Below are 15,399 nucleotides of genomic sequence, written 5' to 3'. Positions count from 1 at the left end.
TCCCGCCCCAGGGCCTTCCCACCCGGCACCGCGTACCCTGGAGATATGACCGAGACTCCCCGCACGCGCGAGACGCGCCCCGCCACGGCACCCGCGTCGTCCCGTTCGGGGGCCATCCGCTCCACCGGCACTCCGCAGGTGCGCCCCGCGACAGAGGGCTGGACCCAGCAGAAGGACGCCGAGGGGCGGCCGCTGCTGCAGTTCGCGAGCCCCAAGCGCGGCAAGCCGCCGGTGCACCTCGCCGACCTCACCCCGGCTGAGCGCGTCGAGAAGGTCAAGGAGCTGGGCCTGCCCGGATTCCGAGCGAAGCAGCTCTCGACCCACTACTTCCGCCACTACACGTCGGATGCCGCCGAGATGACCGACCTCCCGGCCGACACCCGCGAGCAGCTCGTCGCAGGCATGCTGCCGCCGCTGCTCACCGAGGTGCGTCGTCTCGAGACCGACCGCGGAGACACGATCAAGTTCCTGTGGCGCCTGCACGACGGCGCCCTGGTCGAGTCGGTGCTCATGCGCTATCCCGGTCGCATCACCCTGTGCGTGTCGTCGCAGGCCGGGTGCGGCATGAACTGCCCGTTCTGCGCCACGGGTCAGGCGGGTCTCACCCGCAACATGTCGACCGCCGAGATCATCGAGCAGATCGTCCGTGCCAACCGTCTGATCGCCGACGGCGGCCTCGGCGGCAAGAAGGCCGACGACCACTCGATGGAGCGCGTGTCGAACATCGTCTTCATGGGCATGGGCGAGCCGCTCGCCAACTACAAGCGCGTGATGGACGCCGTGCGCTCGATGGTCGCGCCGCAGCCCGACGGCCTGGGCATGAGCGCCCGAGGCATCACGGTGTCGACCGTCGGACTCGTGCCGGCGATCAAGAAGCTCGCCGATGAGGGCATCCCCGTCACGTTCGCGCTGTCGCTGCATGCACCGGACGATCACCTGCGCGACGAGCTCATCCCGGTGAACTCGCGCTGGAAGGTCGACGAGGCGCTCGACGCCGCCTATGACTACTACGCCAAGACCGGCCGCCGTGTCTCGATCGAGTACGCGCTGATCAAGGACATGAACGACCATGCCTGGCGGGCCGACCTGCTCGCCGACAAGCTCAACGAGCGCGGTCGCGGCTGGGTGCACGTCAACCCGATCCCGCTGAACCCGACGCCCGGCTCGATCTGGACGTCGTCCGAGCCCGCGGTGCAGAACGAGTTCGTGCGCCGGCTCAACGACGCCGGCATCCCGACGACCCTCCGCGACACCCGCGGCAAGGAGATCGACGGAGCATGCGGTCAGCTCGTCGCGACGACCGAAGACGAGGCTGCCTCCGCCGCGATGGCCTGAGGCTCGGCGACACCGCTCCGATCGCGGAGGCCGTCTCGACGACCGAGGGACTCTGCGCGCGACAGCCACGACTCGATGCGCGCGGGGCTCGCGTCCTTGACGCCGAGCATCCGGGTGGTGCGCACCCGGCGGATGCCGCAGAACCGCAGAGTCCCTCGCGCGACGTGCGTCTGCGCCGGCAGCCCGGTGAAGGGCGTGAGGAACCACGGGGTGTCCGCCAGCAGGAACAGGCGGCCGTTCGCTGCGGTCAGCAGCCCCTCGGGCATGCCGAGCTTCGAGTAGCGGTACTCCTGCTGCGGCAGCAGCGCCCGATCGAAGAAGCCCTTCAGTAGTGCGGGCACCGACCCCCACCAGAGCGGCGTGAACACCACGACCGTCTGCGCTTCGGCCAGCGCGCGCTTGGCGTCGATCAGGTCGGGCTCGAGCTGCATCCGCTCGCGGTAGCCGAAGCGCAGCGACGGATCGAAGTCGAGATCGCGCAGGGCGAGGACGCGGGCGTCGCCGTGTGCCGCGGCATAGCGTCGAGCGAGTTCTGCGGTGAGGGACCGGGCATCCGGGTGGTCGTCGATGATCAGGGCGGAAGACATGCGGACTCCTATGTTGACAGTGTCAAGAACTGGTGGACACTGTCAAGATAGGCAACAATGTTGCTTGTGTCAAGTTCCCGATCCGGCTATCACCACGGTGACCTCGCCCACGCTCTCGAGGCGGCGGCGATGCAGCTGCTCGCAGAGAAGCCCGCAGGCGAGATCAGCCTGCGCGAGGTCGCCCGCGCCGCCGACGTGAGTCACAACGCGCCGTATCACCACTTCTCCGACCGTCGGGGCCTGCTCAAGGTGCTCGCCGAGCGGAGCATGGCCGACCTGGTCACGGCCGTGCGCACCGCGATCGAGGGCGCCTCCGGCCCCGCATCCGCCGCGATCGAGGGCGGAGCCGCCTACATCCGCTTCGCGGTCGAGCATCCGCACGGCTTCGACGTGATCTACGATCCGACCGTGTGCATCCCCGGTGAGCCGAGCGAGACCATGGCGCCGCTGATCGTCGAGCTCGAAGAGCTGCTGTCGGCCGCATCCGTCGCCGCAGGACTCGACAGCGAGAGCGGCGTCACCGGCGTCTGGGGGCTCGTGCACGGTCTCGGAACCCTGTGCGCCGCAGGGCATTTCTCGCTCGACGACGCGCTCGCCGCGAGTGCCGATACGATCACCCGCATGCTCCCTCGCTGACCCTTCTCAGAGCACAGCAGAGGCGGAGACACAGGGTTCGTGCACGTTATCCACAGGCGACCTTTCGTAGATTGTCGGAATGCCCTATTCCGCTCACCGCCCCGGACGGTTCGATTCGCAGGGTCGGATCATCCTCGACAGCGACCCGAACGCTGACACGGACGACCTCGACTTCCTGCGGGCATACGAGCCCACGGGTGCCGATCTGCAGGCGCCGGAGCCGGTCGACTCCACCCCGCTCGACGCAGAAGGTGGGCAGGATGCCGCGGCGCCCGTCACGCCGGTGCGTGAGCCGAAGCCGCGTCGCCAGCCGCGCGAGCGCACTCCCCGCGTGCCTGGTTCGCGTCTGCGGAAGCTCGCGATCCTCGGTGGGGCCGAAGGTGAGATCCTCGACCGCGTGCCCGGTGAGACCCCGCGGTTCGTGCAGATGTTCTTCGTGCTCGCCGGCACCGCGCTGGTCTCGGCCATCTCGATGCTGTTCGCGCTGACCACGGGTGTGCAGGCCGCGATCTGGCTGGCCGTGCCGCTCGCGATCGTGTGGGCGCTGATCATCTTCAACCTCGACCGCTTCCTCACCTCGACCATGTCGTCGACCCGCAACGTCTGGCGGCTCATCGGCCTCGCCATCCCGCGTGTGATCATGGCCGCGATCATCGGCTTCGTCGTCGCCGAGCCGCTCGTGCTGCAGATCTTCCACAACGACATCGCGCGCGAAGTCGCATCGACCAACATCACGCAGGCGCAGGCCGATCAGGATGCGCTCGAGACGGGCCCCGAGAAGAAGGCGCTGGACGCGGCATCCGACCGCGTCGCCGAGCTCGAGAACCAGGCGGCCACGGGCATCGTCGCAGGCACCGACTCGTCCTCCGCGAGCGAGTCCGCAGCCCAGGCCACGGTCGACGACCTCACCGCCAAGATGACAGCCCAGCAGGGCGTCATCGACCAGGCGCGCGTGCTGTACCAGTGCGAGCTGACGGGTGAAGGTGCGGGCACCGTGCCCGGCTGCACCGGCGTGAACGGCGAGGGCGCGAGCTCGGATGCCGCCCAGGCCCAGCTCGCCGAGGCGCAGCAGACCTACGACGCGCTCGCCGCCCAGCTGCGCACGGCCAACGAGGAGCTCGCCGCTGCGGGTACCGCCGCGAAGGAGAACACCAGCACCTCCGAGACGCAGAACCGCGAGGAGGCGCAGTCGCAGCTCCCCGCCGCGCGTGACAGCTACGACACCGCGCTCGCCGCCTACAACGCGCGTGCCGAGTCCGTGGCATCCGGCAATGCAGGGGCGATCGGACTGCTCAGCCAGATCAGCGGGCTGAACAGGCTCAGCGAGAAGGAGCCCACGATCCTCTGGGCGCACATCCTGATCGCGGCGCTGTTCTTCATGATCGAGCTGCTTCCGGTGCTCGTGAAGGTGCTCACGTCCTACGGCGACCCGTCGCTCTACGAGAAGGCCGCGGCGATCCGCAAGCAGGTCGCGCTCGACAAGGTCACCGCCGAGGGCTTCCGCGACCGTGCGGCGATCGTGAACGTGCAGTCGCAGGGCATCCAGGCGGATGCGTCGCCGACTGAACCGCAGACGCGTGCAGAGCGCAAGGAGGCCGAGCAGGCGGCACAGGAGCGTGCGCAGGCCGAGGAGCGCGAGCTCGCGGAGAAGCGTGCGCAGGCCCAGACGCTCGAGGAGCAGGAGCAGCTGGTCGAGCCCCGGGTCTGAGGACGCGGGGTCCGCTTCCGGTAGCCGCTACTCGAAGAGGCCGGTCAGCACCACTGTTCGGGTAGCGGGATCGATCGCGACTGAGGCACTGTAGCCCTCGGCCGAGAACAGGGCGTCCAGCTCGGCGGAGCCTTCGAAGGATCCCGCGGGCACCTGGGAAGCCATGCCCGGCACCAGGACGGGAGCGTCGATCCGCTCGAGACCGGCGGTGCTGCGCAGCGCCTCGATCTCGGACTCGGGGAGCATCGCGACGACATCCACCCAGTATGTGGTGGGGCCGATCCCACTCGACCCGGTCGTGCCGCCCATCCACGCGACCGATTCGGCCGCGCTGAGCTGCGGGTAGCGCTTCGCGATGGGAGCGAGGTCTGTGCGCAGAACGCCGTCGCCCTGCTTCTCTGCGGTTCCATCGGTCACCGTCGTCTCCGTCGGCTTGGGGGTGGCAGGAGTGCACGCGGTGACCCCGATGGTCACCGCGGCAAGCAGCAGCAGGAGGGAGTATCTACGCATGACGGCCTGCCTGCCTTCCGTGGGAGAGTCCCAGAAGGATATACCTGACCGGTCACGGAGATCCGGGCCCGGTGTCTGCGACCGCCGGTAGCGTTGTCGCATGGTCAACTATCGTTATCTCGGCAACAGCGGTCTCAAGGTCTCTGAGATCACCTACGGCAACTGGGTCACCCATGCTTCACAGGTCGGCGACGACGCCGCCGTCAAGACCGTGCATGCGGCGCTCGACGCCGGCATCACCACATTCGACACGGCCGACACGTATGCCAACACGGCGGCGGAGGTCGTGCTCGGCAAGGCGCTCGAGGGCCAGCGTCGCGAGAGCCTCGAGATCTTCACGAAGGTCTACTTCCCGACCGGCCCCAAGGGCCCGAACGACACCGGTCTGAGCCGTAAGCACATCCTCGAGTCGATCAACGGCTCGCTGACGCGACTCGGCACCGACTACGTCGACCTCTACCAGGCGCACCGTTTCGACTACGAGACCCCGCTGGAAGAGACGTTCCAGGCGTTCGCCGACGTCGTCCGTCAGGGCAAGGCCCTCTACATCGGCGTCTCCGAGTGGACGGCGGAGCAGCTTCGCGAGGGCCACGCTCTCGCGAAGCAGCTCGGGGTGCAGCTCATCTCGAACCAGCCGCAGTACTCGATGCTGCACCGCGTGATCGAGGGCAAGGTCGTGCCGGCGTCCGAAGAGCTCGGCATCTCTCAGATCGTCTGGTCGCCGATGGCGCAGGGCGTGCTCTCGGGCAAGTACCTGCCGGGTCAGCCTGTCCCCGACGGCTCGCGCGCGACCGACCCGCACAGCGGCGCGGACTTCATCAAGAGCTTCCTGAAGGACGACATCCTCACCGCCGTGCAGAAGCTGAAGCCGATCGCCGAAGAGGCTGGCCTCTCGATGCCGCAGCTCGCGATCGCATGGGTGCTGCAGAATCCGAACGTCGCGGCGGCCCTGGTCGGCGCCTCGCGTCCCGAGCAGCTCGCCGACACGGTCAAGGCGTCCGGTGTGACGCTCGACGCCGACACGCTCGCCGCGATCGACACCGCGCTGGGCGACACGGTCAACCGCGACGCCGAGGCCACCTACTCGGTGTCGCCGAACGCGCGCCTGGTCTGATGGCCGCATGACGAAGGCCGCCGTTCGGGATGAACGGCGGCCTTCGTCGTGTGCGAGGAGACCTACTCCTTGACGGCTCCGGCTGTCAGTCCCTGCACGATCCAGCGGCTCGCGAGAGCGAACATCACCATGGTCGGCAGGATCGTCAGCACGGCTGCGGCGCTCATCGAGCCCCAGTCGATGTTGAATGTCGAGATGAAGCCGTTCAGCGCCGACGGCACCGTGCGGTTGGCATCGGTGTTCATCAACACGACCGACAGGAACAGCTCGTTCCAGCAGTTGACGAAGTTGAAGATGAACGCCGCGATGATGCCCGGGGTCATCACCGGCACGAGCACCCGGAACAGAGCGCCGAAGCGCGAGCACCCGTCGATCATGGCCGCCTCTTCGAGCGCGTCGGGGACGTTCTCGAAGAAGCCGCGGAGCATGACCGTGGAGAACGGGATACAGACCGCGATGTACACGAGGATCAGGCCGGGCTTGGTGTCGACGAGCCCGAGGTCGGTCATCATCGAATACAGCGGCCCCAGCGCGATGAACGCGGGGATCATCTGCGTCAGCAGGAACGCGACCAGCACCGTGCCCTTGCCGCGGAACTCGAAGCGGGCGATCACGTAGGCGCTGAGCAGCGCGATCAGCGTCGCCACCGCGCCCGCGATCGTCGCCACGATCGCGGAGTTGGCGAGGAAGACCCCGAACGAGCTCTGCTGGAACAGGCTGACGTAGTTGTCGAACGACGGCTCACTCGGCCAGTACTCGATCGGGAACGAGTTGATCGTTCCCGGCGACTTGAACGATGTCAGCGCGATCCAGTAGAGCGGGAACAGCGTGATGACGAGCCAGAGGCCGAGTCCGACGACGCGGATGACGCCGCCGACCGACGCCTTGCGCTTCGGTCGCGGTGCCTTCGCGATGTCGGGGACGGTGAGACGCCGGGTCTCGGTGACCGTGGTTCCGGTGATGGTCATCGCTGGACCCTCCGCATCGCCATCAGGTAGAACGCGCAGAACACGAACAGGAACGCGACGACGATGAGTCCGATCGCGCTCGCGATGCCGTAGTTGCCCTGCTGGGTGTAGTTGATCATCCACGTCGTGATGATGTGCGTCTGGTTCGCCGGTCCGCCGTTCGTCATCGCGTAGATGATGTCGGGGAAGTTGAAGATCCAGATGATGCGCAGCAGGATCGTCAGCAGCAGCGTCATCGAGATGTACGGGATGATGATCGAGAACAGCTGGCGCACCTTGCCTGCACCGTCGAGGCTCGCGGCCTCGAGCATCTCGTCAGGCACCGACTGGAGCGCTGCGAGGATCATGATCGCGAAGAACGTCACGCCGTACCAGATGTTGGCCACGATGACCGCGAACATCGCGAGCTTCGGGTCGGCCAGCCAGGGGAGCGGGGCATCGATCAGCCCCGCCTTCATGAGCACGTCGTTCACGACGCCGAACTCGGCGTTGAACATCCAGCGGAACAGCATGCCGATCAGGAAGCCGGAGACGGCCCACGGGAAGAACACGAGCGCCTGATAGAGACCGCGGAAGCGGAACCGCTTGCGCAGCGCGAGCGCGATCAGGAACCCGATCACGAGCTGCGGCACGAGCGACCCGACGACCCACAGCACCGAGTTCCAGGCGACGACGGGGAACGCCGGGTCCTGGAAGACCGTGACGAAGTTGTCGAAGCCCACCCAGGGGGTAGACGTGAGATCCCACAGGTTCCAGTCGTGGAAGGCCATGCGTGCACCCTGCAGCATGGGCCAGTAGGTGAACCAGCACACGAACACGATCGCCGGGGCCATGAAGGCCAGCAGCGTCAGCGCGTGGCGGCCACGGAACGGGCGGCGCCGGCGGGATGCCGGGGAGGCCCCGCCGGCGGTGCCGACGGAGCCCCCTTCGAGAGTGGTCCGAGTCACGGATCAGCCCTTTTCCGCTGCGTACTTCTCGGTCCAAAAGGTGTCCCACGACTCGAGCAGCTCGCTGGTCGACATGTTGCCCAGCAGCACGTTCTGCACGTCCTGGTCGGACTTCTGGATCCACTCGGTCCACCAGCTGACACCACGAGGCTGCTTGACGTTGACGTAGGTCTCGGGGTCTTCGGTCATCGTCACGTAGCTCGTCCACGGGCCGGTCGAGTAGAACTCGTCATCCGCCGCCTCCGAGATGATCGGCACGAGGCTGTTCGCCTGCGCGAACTCGGTGGCGGGCTCGGCCGACGAGAGGAACTCGACGAGCTTCACTGCGGCATCCTGATGCTCGCTGTTCTCGGCGACGCCCCAGCCGGCGACGGCCAGCGGCTGCGCGGCCTTGCCCGAGGGGCCTACGAGCAGCGGAGCGGTGTCCCACTGGTCCTCGGTCAGCGACGAGTCCTGCACCGTGGCGATGACCTCGGGGTCCTGCAACAGGAACGCGGTGGTGCCGTTGGTGAAGCCGGCGACCATCTCGGGGTAGCCCCACGAGACGGCCGAGGGCGGGGACGCCTCCGTGAAGAGGTCGAAGTAGTCGTCGACGGCCTCCTGAGCCTCCGGGGCGGCGAAGATCGTCGAGCCGTCCTCCATCAGGAATGCGTCATCGACGTCGAGGCCGTCGATCGTGTACGCCTCGATCGCCGCGACGACGTTGCTGTTCGCGTTCGCGCCACCGCGGAACGCGTAGCCGTAGATGTTGTTCGAGGGGTCCTGGATGGCGCTGGCCTGCTCGAGCAGGTCCTTCCAGCTGTGCGGCGGGCCGTCGAAGCCGGCCTCCTCGACCAGGTCGGTGCGGTAGAAGAGCGACAGGCCGTAGAAGCCGTAGGGCACGAAGTAGCTCTTGCCGTCGGCGGCCACCGAGGCGGACTGCGCGTTGTCGGTCAGAGCATCCCAGCCGTCCCACTTCTCGAGATCGCCTGAGATGTCGTGCAGCCAGCCGTTGTTCGCGAACGGGCCGACCGTGATGTCGCGGACCTCGAGGACGTCGACGCCCTTTCCGGACTGCAGCATCTGCTGGATCTTCGCATCGGCCTGCTCGGTCGGCGGCGAGACGAGGTTGACCTTGATCTTGGGGTTGTCGGCCTCGAACTCGTCGAGCAGGCCGCGCAGCAGGTCGGTGCGCGCAGGGTTGGTCAGGCTCTCGACCATCTGCAGGGTGACGGTGCCGTCGGCGGATTCGCCGCCGCCTGCGGAACAGCCGGTGAGCGCGAGTGCGGCGACGGTGCCGATTCCCGCGGCGGTCGTCAAGATTCTGTTCTTCTTCACGAGGTGCCTCTCAGTTGGTGATGGTGGTGGGTGTGGTGGATCGGGTGGTGATGGTGGTGGGTCGGGCTGGAGCGGGTCAGGGGATGATGAGGGAGTCGGCGCCGGTGCGGATTCCGGCTCGGCGGAGGATCTGCGGGATGCAGCGCTCGACGAAGGTCTCGAAGTCCGAGGCCTCGGTGTACAGGTGCGCCGACAGGCGGAAGTACCCGATTCCGCGGAAGCTCGTGAACGCGGTCTCGACGCCGGTCTCGTCGAGCAGGTCCATGCGCAGGGCATCGGCCTCTTCGCGGGTCGACCCGAGCCCGAGGGGCAGACGCACGAGTCGCATCGACGGCACGGGCGAGGGCAGCGGGGTGAGCGGGTCTTCGTCGCCGTAGGGGCGCAGGCCCTCGGCGATGATCTCGGCACCGGCATCGGCCATCTGCGCCATCGCCTGTCGGGTGTTGTGCCAGCCGAACTCGGCCTCGATGAACTCGATCGAGGCGGGCGTGGCCAGGTAGGTCGTCGCGTCGATCGTGCCCTGGGTGTCGAAGCGCTCGGGGTAGGCCTCGTTCGCGGCCCACGAGTCGATCAGCGGCCAGAGTTCGTCGCGGTCGGGCGCGTTCGTGACGAGAAGCGCCGAGCCGCGCGGGGCGCAGGGCCACTTGTGCAGGTTGCCGAACCACCAGTCGCCGCCGGCGACCGCGGCGGCATCCGGCACGAGGCCTGGGGCGTGGGCGCCGTCGACGAGCGTGCGGACGCCGCGCTCGGCGGCGAGTTCGGCGATGCGGCGGGTGGGCAGCATCCGTGCGGTGGGGGAGGTGATCTGGTCGACCACGATCAGGCGGGTGCTCGGGGTGAGCGCATCGGCGAAGCGCTGCACGACCTCGTCGTCGGAAGCCAGCAGCGGCAGCTCGACGGCGCGGACGGATGCTCCGAAGCGGCGTGCCAGGCGCTGCGCGCCCATCGTGATCGCGCCGTAGCCCTGGTCGGTGACGAGGATCTCGTCGCCGCGCTCGAGGTGCATGGCGTTGTAGATCACGGTCGCCGCGGCGGAGGCGTTGGGCACGAAGGCGCTGTCCTCGGCATAGGCGCCCACGAACGGAGCGGTGCGCTCGCGGGCGGCGCGCACCCGCTCGGCGATGCGGGGGAACCACTCGACCGGGCTCAGGTCGGCGCGGCGACGCAGAGCATCCTGCTGCTCGACGACGGCCGTGGGCACAGCACCGAACGAGCCGTGGTTGAGGTGGATCACATCGGGATCGAGGGGCCACGCGTCACGGGCTCGCATGCCCGAGTTCAGCGTGAGCGGTGCGGGAAAAGCTGGTGCGGGCATCGGTCCTCGTCGGTGCGTCAGGGGGAGTTGTTGCACAACTTTGCCACATGGGTTCCTAAATCGCTACGAAAAGGTGAGGATGAAACATAGTTGTCATACGAATTTGATGAAGGCCCTGCATCCGACAGACTCAGCAGGGGGATCGGGCGGTGTCAGGAGGATGACCATGAGCGCTTTGGACACGGCTCTGCACGGGCTGCGCACGCTGATCGCCGACGGTGCTCTGCGCCCCGGTGATCGCCTGCCCAGCGAGGGCGAGCTGTGCGAGACGCTCGGAGTCTCACGCGGGTCGCTGCGAGAGGCCATCCGGATGCTGGCCGCCCTCGGCGTGCTCGACACGAGGCACGGCTCGGGCAGCTACGTCAGCGAGCTGCGCGCCGCCGACCTGATCGGCAGCCTGTCGCTCACGGTCGGCCTTCTGCCCATGGCGGGGGTGCTCGAACTCACGGAGCTGCGCCGCGTGCTCGAACCGCACGCGGCCGCGCTCGCCGCGGCCCGCATCGACGCGTCGACGATCGAGGAGCTCAGCGGAGTTCTCGACGAGATCGAGGCCAGCGACGACTTCGAGGATCACTCGCGCCTCGACCACGCCTTTCACATGACGATCTCGGAGGTCGCGGGCAACGACGCCCTCACGAGCCTCATCGACGTGCTGCGCTCACGGTCGCGGGCCTATCGGATTCCGGATGCCGCGGATGCCGCCGAGCTCAAGCTCCACTCGGACGCAGGGCACCGGGCGATCCTCCGCGGACTCGCGGCGGCGGATCCGGTAGCGGCATCGGCGGCGGCTTCCGCTCACGTCGCGCAGACCGAGTACTGGGTGCGGCGCTACACCGAGACCGACATCGTCGCCGAGAGGTCGGCCGTCGAGCCGGACTGAGTTCCGCGGGGTCGCGAGGCTCGCCTCGATTCAGTCTTCCTGCGGCGCGAAGCGCAGCACATTCGTGTTCCGGCGGACGAAGCCGACGGACTCGTAGAGACGCAACGCCGATTCGCGAGACGGCCGGGACGTCAGGTCGAGTGTCGACAGCCCCCGCTGCTCGGACTCGTCGATGATCGTTTCGAGCAGCAGGCGTGCGATGCCTCGTCCGCGGGTGGTCTGATCGACCACGACGTCTTCGATGCTGCCGTGCCATCCGGTGATGAGCGGAGCCGTCACGAGGGTGGCCATTCCCACGATCCGGCCGGATGCGCGCGCCACGAACAGGTCTGTGTTCTGCGCCTCGAGCAACGAGAGCACCCGTTCCGAGTCGAATCGAGCGGTCGTCGAGAGCTGAGGGAGAAGTGCGTCGATCCGGTGAAGGTCATCCGCTGTGAGGCGGTCCGCGATCGAGATGCTGATTCCGTCGGCCATGTCCGGAGCCTATTCGACGGCGTGGCCCGAGTCGGGCGGGGCCTGGGGTCGCGTCAGCGGGGTGCCTCCCAGGAGGCGGTGTATCGCCAGAACAGGCGGCGCCTCATTCGGATGCCGGGGAGCTCTTCGCTGGCGATCGCGCGGATCTCGTCGAAGCTCTGGTCGGGGTGCGCGATCGGAGCCTGCATGTGCGCGGGAGGACGCGTCGCACGTTTCGGATGGCGGACGAGCCCGACGAGCGGGTTCAGCAGCAGCGACGCCCCGGAACGCGGGGCGTCCTTCGCGGTCTCCCTGGCGACGCCGACGATGACCACGCGGCCACCGGGGCGCAGCGCCGCGCGAGCATCCTGAAGTGCTGTGCGCAGGGCCATGTGATGAAGGGATGCGACGAAGGTGATCAGGTCGTACGCTTCGAGGGGTTCGGATCCGAAGGTCCGGCTTTCGATCCGCACCGCATCTCCGGTGAATCGTCGGACGGCGGCCGCCGCGGCATCCGGATCAGGGTCGATGCCGATCGCGGCGGGGAAGATCTCTGACAGGGCGCTCAACAGATTGCCGGTGCCGCAGCCCACATCGACAGCGGTGTCTCCGCCCTGGCGACGCACAGCGCGGGCGTGCCTGAGCACGAAGCCCGCGTACGCGTCGTTGTGCGACCACGGGTGAGCGGCGTTCACCCGGTCGATCGCGGCCAGGAATCCCATGCGCGGTGCCTCTGGCCTGGCGACTCAGGCGAGGGTGATGTCGACCTGGATCTCGGTGGCGATGCGCTCGAGGTCGCGACGCAGGGCATCGAGGTCGACGGATGCCGGAACCCGCGCGATCACGGATGCCTCGAACAGGCGCCCGCCGGCCATCGCGGCATCCCGGGTCTCGGTCGCCAGCTCTTCGATGCTGAGCTCATGCGCGTTCAGCACGTTCGACACCTCGCGAACGATGCCCGAGCGGTCGTTGCCGAGCACGCTGATCTCGAGCACCTGGTCATCGGCGCCGGTCGCGGCAGCGCCGGTGAGCACGGCGAGGGTCAGGAGCCCTTGGCCCTGCAACTCGCGGAGTGCGGTCTGCAGGCCTTCCGAGTGCTCGGGGGCGACCGAGACCTCGATCACGCCGGCGAAGGTTCCGGCGAGCTCGGCGAGCGAGCTGTTCTCCCAGTTGCCGCCGTGGGCATCGACGACGTCGGCGACGGCTGCGACGAGACCGGGGCGGTCAGCACCCGCGACAGTGAGGATGAGAGTAGTCATGCGGCCAGCGTAGCCGGACCCTCCCCGCGTGGACCCTCGAGACGGAAGGCCGCGCAACTAGTGTGGGCGGATGGCGCCACAGGATGCGGACACCCCTACCAGCGAACACTTCGTACGCGGGGTGACTCTGCTGATGTCCGGGCCTCTGATTCCCTCGTGCCGAGCCCGGGTCGCCCTCCGGGTGGGGGCCGACGCGCCGGTCGAGCACTTCCTCATCGACGCTTCGCCAAGAGACCTGGTCTACACCCTTCATCGGGCAGACGGAGAGCTGGTCGACGACTACGACGGCTACACGCACACCCGTAGGAGTGAGACGCCGGTGCAGGACATCCCCCGCAACTCCTTCCATGTCGAGCATTTCGCCGCTCGTCTCGTGTTCCCGCTGTCGCTGCCCGTCTGGGGGCGCAGCTTCGACGGGTATCGATTCACCGGGGAAGCCCTCGCGGACGGTACACGGAGATCGCCGCCGCCCGCCGCGCTCGGCCGAAGGCGCGCGACTGACGATTCTCGCCTCTCAGGCGTGGTGAGTTGTTTTGAGTCATTCAAAACAAGGTACGCTGGAGGGACGACGTGGTGCCGGGGTTGCAGCCCCGGCACCACTGTCCGTGAAGCACCACCACCCCTGACTGAGGAGGCTCACATGAGTCACGAACACGCCAAAGATAGCCGATCACTGCCGATGGATCGATCGATGGGGCGCGCGGGGCGCGAGCGCATCGTTCGCGAAGCGCTGGAGCGAATCGACGGAGCGCCGACCCCGACAGTCGACATGATGCAGGCCGCGATGGGGTCCGAAGCGCAGATCCGGCTCGTCCACGACGTCGTCCGGACCTATCTCGATGAACACGGCCTCGCGGATATGAAGGCGTGGGCCGAGGCCCTGCGAGAACGTTCTGCGGAGCATGACGCGTCCGTGAGCGTGATCTGAGTGGCGATCGCCTCGATGGTTCAGCTTCCGGTCGCCGCACTCGGCGCAGGTCACGCGGTGCAGCACATCACCGAGTCGGATCTGCTTGCGACGCCGCCGCGCATCACCGATCCGTCGCGGGTCATGGGACGCGTGGAATCCGGAGGACTCGGCCGTCCGAGCTTCGTCGTCGTCGAGTGCGCAGACGGCCGGATCCCGGCCGCGCTGGTGCTCGAGTACGGAGACGCGCATGCCGAGCGGACGCGACCGGCGCGCGTGTGGAGCCGCACGGGCGGGGCGGGGAGCGCTCCGCTCTATCGCCTCAGCGGCGACAGCTCTTCGGGCGGTTACGTCACCGCGTGAGGGCGGCGCTTCCGGCTGGCGTCGTGGAGCGCGACGCGGTCAGTCGACCCACACCCCGGTCTCGAGCAGGTGGTCGAGGCGGGCGCGGTGCGGGGCGAGGTCCCAGCCCTGCTCCGCGACCCACTCGTCGTTGAAGTACGTGCCGGCGTAGCGGATGCCGCTGTCGCAGATGAGCGTGACGATGCTGCCGGTCTCGCCCGCCGCGCGCATGCGCGCGATCAGCTGGAACGCCCCGTACAGGTTGGTGCCGGTCGAGCCGCCGGCGAGGTGCAGCGTGCGCTCGCGCAGCATCCGGATCGCGGCGATCGAGCCTGCGTCCGGCACGCGGATCATCTCGTCGATCACCGTCGGCACGAACGAGGCCTCGACGCGGGGCCGGCCGATGCCCTCGATGCGGCTGGGTCGACCGGCGGGCGGATCGACCGTGCCGGCCCACCCGTCGTAGAACGCCGAGCCCTCGGGGTCGACGACCGCGATCTGGGTCTCGTGGCGGCGGTACTTCACATAGCGGCCGAACGTCGCGCTCGTACCGCCGGTGCCGGCGCCGACGACGATCCAGCGGGGGATCGGATGCCGCTCCTGCGACAGCTGGCTGAACACGCTCTCGGCGATGTTGTTGTTGCCCCGCCAGTCGGTCGCGCGCTCGGCGTACGTGAACTGGTCGAGGTAGTGCCCGTGGCACTCTGAGGCCAGGCGCTGTGCCTCGGGTGACATGTCCTCTGCGCGGTCGACGAAGTGGCAGCGTCCGCCGTAGAACTCGATGAGGTCGATCTTCTCCTGGCTCGTCGATCGCGGCACGACGGTGACGAACGGCAGCCCCAGCATCCGCGCGAAGTACGCCTCAGAGACGGCGGTCGAGCCGCTCGACGACTCGACCAGCGTCGAGTGCTCGGTGATGCGGCCGTTCACGAGCCCGTAGAGGATGAGCGAGCGGGCGAGGCGGTGCTTGAGCGAGCCGGTCGGATGCACCGACTCGTCCTTGAGGTACAGATCGATGCCCCACTCGGGCGGCAACGGGAAGAGGTGCAGGTGCGTGTCGGCACTGCGGTTCGCGTCGGCTTCCAGCAGGGCGATCGCGGTGCTGGTCCAGTCGCTCATGC

The 15,399-nt window shown here is 68.1% G+C and carries 17 protein-coding genes; 7 read left to right on the top strand and 10 right to left on the bottom strand.

Annotated elements, in window-relative coordinates:
• Positions 1-45 precede the first annotated feature (45 nt).
• The gene (rlmN, locus tag MRBLWH13_RS14270) at positions 46-1,335 is read left to right on the top strand and encodes a 23S rRNA (adenine(2503)-C(2))-methyltransferase RlmN (protein WP_341955609.1); all 1,290 of its coding nucleotides are present in this window, start codon (positions 46-48) and stop codon (positions 1,333-1,335) included.
• Here the strand turns inward: rlmN and MRBLWH13_RS14265 are convergent.
• Entirely contained in the window at positions 1,284-1,922 is a 639-nt protein-coding gene (locus tag MRBLWH13_RS14265; RefSeq protein ID WP_341955608.1) for an NAD(P)H-dependent oxidoreductase, read from the bottom strand. The genes rlmN and MRBLWH13_RS14265 overlap by 52 nt on opposite strands.
• Before the next feature lie 66 nt (positions 1,923-1,988).
• Here MRBLWH13_RS14265 and MRBLWH13_RS14260 point away from each other — a divergent pair, with 66 nt between their 5' ends.
• Both MRBLWH13_RS14260 and MRBLWH13_RS14255 read left to right on the top strand, forming a co-directional pair.
• The gene (locus MRBLWH13_RS14260) at positions 1,989-2,558 is read left to right on the top strand and encodes a TetR/AcrR family transcriptional regulator (protein WP_341955607.1); all 570 of its coding nucleotides are present in this window, start codon (positions 1,989-1,991) and stop codon (positions 2,556-2,558) included.
• Between the two features lie 79 nt (positions 2,559-2,637).
• Positions 2,638-4,266 (top strand): DUF4407 domain-containing protein, encoded by a 1,629-nt coding sequence (locus MRBLWH13_RS14255; protein ID WP_341955606.1) that lies wholly within the window; start codon positions 2,638-2,640, stop codon positions 4,264-4,266.
• A gap of 27 nt (positions 4,267-4,293) precedes the next feature.
• Here the strand turns inward: MRBLWH13_RS14255 and MRBLWH13_RS14250 are convergent, their stop codons facing one another.
• Entirely contained in the window at positions 4,294-4,776 is a 483-nt protein-coding gene (locus MRBLWH13_RS14250; protein ID WP_341955605.1) for a hypothetical protein, read from the bottom strand.
• Positions 4,777-4,876: 100 nt separating this feature from the next.
• Here MRBLWH13_RS14250 and MRBLWH13_RS14245 point away from each other — a divergent pair, with 100 nt between their 5' ends.
• A complete protein-coding gene (locus MRBLWH13_RS14245; RefSeq protein WP_341955604.1) occupies positions 4,877-5,890 on the top strand; it encodes an aldo/keto reductase family protein in 1,014 nt (337 codons plus the stop codon).
• A gap of 62 nt (positions 5,891-5,952) precedes the next feature.
• Here MRBLWH13_RS14245 and MRBLWH13_RS14240 read toward each other — a convergent pair whose 3' ends face one another.
• The 4 genes from MRBLWH13_RS14240 to MRBLWH13_RS14225 form a co-directional block, all read right to left on the bottom strand.
• Entirely contained in the window at positions 5,953-6,858 is a 906-nt protein-coding gene (locus MRBLWH13_RS14240) for a carbohydrate ABC transporter permease (RefSeq protein ID WP_200933995.1), read from the bottom strand.
• Positions 6,855-7,805, bottom strand: a complete 951-nt coding sequence (locus MRBLWH13_RS14235) for a sugar ABC transporter permease (protein WP_341955603.1) — start codon at positions 7,803-7,805, stop codon at positions 6,855-6,857. The genes MRBLWH13_RS14240 and MRBLWH13_RS14235 overlap by 4 nt, the downstream gene beginning before the upstream one ends.
• Before the next feature lie 3 nt (positions 7,806-7,808).
• Positions 7,809-9,122, bottom strand: coding sequence for a sugar ABC transporter substrate-binding protein (locus tag MRBLWH13_RS14230; RefSeq protein WP_341955602.1), 1,314 nt, complete (start codon positions 9,120-9,122; stop codon positions 7,809-7,811).
• A 76-nt stretch (positions 9,123-9,198) separates the two neighbouring features.
• Complete coding sequence (locus MRBLWH13_RS14225; protein WP_341955601.1) at positions 9,199-10,437, bottom strand: aminotransferase class V-fold PLP-dependent enzyme; 1,239 nt, start codon at positions 10,435-10,437, stop codon at positions 9,199-9,201.
• Positions 10,438-10,603: 166 nt separating this feature from the next.
• Between MRBLWH13_RS14225 and MRBLWH13_RS14220 the strand changes: the two genes are divergently transcribed.
• The gene (locus MRBLWH13_RS14220; RefSeq protein ID WP_341955600.1) at positions 10,604-11,317 is read left to right on the top strand and encodes an FCD domain-containing protein; all 714 of its coding nucleotides are present in this window, start codon (positions 10,604-10,606) and stop codon (positions 11,315-11,317) included.
• Between the two features lie 30 nt (positions 11,318-11,347).
• Here MRBLWH13_RS14220 and MRBLWH13_RS14215 read toward each other — a convergent pair whose 3' ends face one another.
• Genes MRBLWH13_RS14215 through MRBLWH13_RS14205 form a run of 3 tightly spaced genes read right to left on the bottom strand, consistent with a single transcriptional unit; the run spans position 11,348 to position 13,029 of the window.
• Positions 11,348-11,791, bottom strand: a complete 444-nt coding sequence (locus MRBLWH13_RS14215) for a GNAT family N-acetyltransferase (RefSeq protein WP_341955599.1) — start codon at positions 11,789-11,791, stop codon at positions 11,348-11,350.
• 53 nt (positions 11,792-11,844) lie between these two features.
• Positions 11,845-12,492: a class I SAM-dependent methyltransferase gene (locus MRBLWH13_RS14210; protein ID WP_341955598.1), complete on the bottom strand. Its 648-nt coding sequence runs from the start codon at positions 12,490-12,492 to the stop codon at positions 11,845-11,847.
• A 24-nt stretch (positions 12,493-12,516) separates the two neighbouring features.
• Positions 12,517-13,029 (bottom strand): ACT domain-containing protein, encoded by a 513-nt coding sequence (locus MRBLWH13_RS14205; RefSeq protein ID WP_341955597.1) that lies wholly within the window; start codon positions 13,027-13,029, stop codon positions 12,517-12,519.
• A 70-nt stretch (positions 13,030-13,099) separates the two neighbouring features.
• Here MRBLWH13_RS14205 and MRBLWH13_RS14200 point away from each other — a divergent pair, with 70 nt between their 5' ends.
• Complete coding sequence (locus tag MRBLWH13_RS14200) at positions 13,100-13,957, top strand: hypothetical protein (RefSeq protein ID WP_341955596.1); 858 nt, start codon at positions 13,100-13,102, stop codon at positions 13,955-13,957.
• Positions 13,958-14,299 (top strand): hypothetical protein, encoded by a 342-nt coding sequence (locus MRBLWH13_RS14195; protein ID WP_341955595.1) that lies wholly within the window; start codon positions 13,958-13,960, stop codon positions 14,297-14,299.
• Between the two features lie 39 nt (positions 14,300-14,338).
• Here the strand turns inward: MRBLWH13_RS14195 and MRBLWH13_RS14190 are convergent, their stop codons facing one another.
• Positions 14,339-15,397: a PLP-dependent cysteine synthase family protein gene (locus MRBLWH13_RS14190; RefSeq protein WP_259161651.1), complete on the bottom strand. Its 1,059-nt coding sequence runs from the start codon at positions 15,395-15,397 to the stop codon at positions 14,339-14,341.
• Between the last annotated feature and the right edge of the window lie 2 nt (positions 15,398-15,399).

The organism is Microbacterium sp. LWH13-1.2, assembly GCF_038397735.1.
GTDB lineage: Bacteria > Actinomycetota > Actinomycetes > Actinomycetales > Microbacteriaceae > Microbacterium.
Note: the sequence above shows the minus strand (reverse complement) of the source record. Positions and strands in the feature narration are given on the sequence as shown.